Raw genomic sequence first — 2,778 nt, 5'->3', positions numbered from 1 at the left:
CCTGCCCCTCCACACCCGCGCCGGAAACCCCAGCCGACCCAGCCCCCCGCAAATCCTCACCAGCAGACGAAGACGCCCCAGCACCAGACAATTCCACGCCCCGCAACCAACGCGCAGCCACCTCCATCCCCGGCAGCGTTGACCGGAACAGGCTCACTTGCTCCTGGGACCAGCTCTCCAACTGCGCCCATCTCCTCGCAGCCTCAACCTCGGAACGCACATCCGGACGGAAATCCGCGGGCAATGCCGCCAAATGCGCGTCCATACGCCGGATCAAACCGGCCATTTTCTGAAGCTCCACCGGCGCATCCACCCGCAAGCGCACGCGCCGATCAACGGACGAAGACGCCTCCGCACTGGGCGATTCTGCACTCCCCGGCAGCTCCTCATTCGTTCTCTTCCGGCCACGCGTGACTACGTCGTCCTGCCCCCTCGCCTGCCGCGCGTCGTTCACCAACCCCTCCAACACCCCCTGCTCGGCCTCGACACGCCCCGCCAACTCGCCGATCTCTGCCCGCAGAGCCCCAATACGCTCCCGCAACGAATCCAACTCCACATCCTCACCGGCATTCCGCACCGACACCGCCGCCAACTCCGCCTGCCGAGACTCAGCCCGCTTCAGCGACATCGCCAACTCCGCCTGCCGAGACTCGTTCTGGCCCAGCGACTTCCGCGCCTCCGCGACCCGCAGCTCCCGCGCCACGTCGCGCAGCGTCCCGATCCCCAGCCGCTCGCCATACAGCTGATCTGCACTTTGTAAGACCGAGAACAGCCGCCAACCACCCACCAACTCTGTGCCGATCTCACCGACAATCGCGGCGACACCACCAAGATCGTGTACCAGGTCCATCCGCCCGAGCCAGCGACGAATCTCCAAGACCCCCACATTCGCGGGCGACCGAAGCTCGTCCTGTTCGGTGTAAGAGTTGAACATCTGGGCCGACAGATCGGCCAACAGCCTCCGAAGATCATCCATCGTCCGGGCGTAGCAGGCAGCACCTTCCCGGCCGTCGTCGAAGCCGGCATCGATCAACATCCGGAGCCGCCGCATCCCCGGCATAGCGTTGTCATTAATGAAGAAACCCGAATCTATCTCCCAGTACAACCCGGCCAAATTCAGCAGGGACTGCCGGTAATCAGCTGGCAGACCTATCTCGTTCCCCAGCCCTACCTCCGCCGCAACCTCGCTCCAGCCACCCCCAAACCGCTCAGCAATCATCGTCACGAACGGAGTCAAGACAACGGCGTTCAGGCGCGCCTGCGACTCCGCCGGCTCCCTGACCACCACAGACCGAGCGCCCTCGAACTGAACCAGCAGCCCCCGAGCCCACTCCGCTAGCTGCGCGTCGTGTTTGACACGCGCAGCCTTCTCAACCTCGGTCAGCTGGTTCTTCATCCTTTCCCAACGCCTGTCGGCCTTCCAAATCTCCTCCAACGCCTCCTTCGGATCGCCATCGACCCGATCAAAAAACTCACGCGCCTTCCCCGCCAACTCCACCAAGCGCTGCACATCCGAACGCAAGGCGTACCCATCGGCCCGGCCTTCGAAACCCGCAACCATGCGGGAAAGGGACACCGGCGAAATGTTCGACGACTGGGGATCAAGCTGGTTGGCCACCCACGCTAGGCCGCGCAGCGTCTCCACCCCCGGCCGCTTGCCATAAAACTCCTCTGCCAGCCGTATAATCGGCAACAGCCGCCTACCACTCGCCAAGTCCGCGCCGATCTCACCGACAACCGCGCCGACACCACCAAGCTCGTGTACAAGATCCATCCGCGCGAGCCAGCGACGAAGCTGCACGGCCCCCGAAGCGGGCTTTTGCCCTCCGGCTTGAGGGTTGCCCCTTTGGCCGGACAGCTCGGCTGCCAGGCTCTGAAGATCATCAACCGTCCGCTTATAGAATGCGGCACCTTCCCTGCCGTCTTCGAAGCCGAAACCGATCAACATCCGGAGCCGCCGCATCCCCGGCACAGCGTTGCCAAGTTCGTAGAGGTCGGGTCCTGTCTCCCAGTACAACTCCGCCAGATTCAGCAGGGACTGCTCATAATCAGCCGGCAGACGTGCCTCGTCCCCCAGTCCTATCTCCGCCGCAAGCCCGCTCCAGCCACCCTCAAAACGCTCAGCAATCTTTGTCAGGAACGAAGGCAGGACAACGGCGTTCAGGCGCGCCTGCGACTCCGCCGGCTCCCTGACCACCACAGACCGAGCGTCCTCGATCTCAACCAGCAACTCCCGTGCCCACTCCGCTAGCTGCTCGTCGTTTTTAACACGCGCGGTTGTCTCGAGCATTCCCAGTCTTTTCCCCATTAGCAACCAAGACTTATCGGCGTTCCAAATCGCCTCCAACGCTGCCTTCGGATCGCCGTCGACCCGACCAAGAAACTCTCGCGCTCTCCCCGCCAATGACACCAAGTCATCCACTTCTGAAAACGTGGCATCCCCATCGGCTCGGCCTTCGAAATTTGCAACTATGCGGGAAAGGGACGCCTGCGAAATATTCGACGACACGGGATCAAGCTGACCGGCCAACCACGCCAGGTCGTCGAACGTTGTCTTGTCTGGTGTCGCGCCATACAACCGCTTCGCCAGACGGATCACCCGCAACCCGCGCCTGCGGCTGACCAGATCCGCGCCGACCCGATCAATGAGCGCGTTGTAGCCACCAACGTTTTCCACCACGTCCATCCGCTGGATCCAGCGACGAACCTCGGCGTCTGACACATCCTCCGGCCGCGGATTCTCGTGCTGACCCGTCACACTGTTGAACACCGGATCCG

The 2,778-nt window shown here is 63.1% G+C and carries 1 protein-coding gene; it reads right to left on the bottom strand.

What is annotated here, in order from left to right:
- Positions 1 to 2,778: hypothetical protein (locus ACWDKQ_RS35695; protein ID WP_450143160.1), on the bottom strand; the 2,778-nt coding region annotated here is incomplete at both ends.

It is taken from the genome of Saccharopolyspora sp. NPDC000995 (assembly GCF_053599315.1).
Note: the sequence above shows the minus strand (reverse complement) of the source record. Positions and strands in the feature narration are given on the sequence as shown.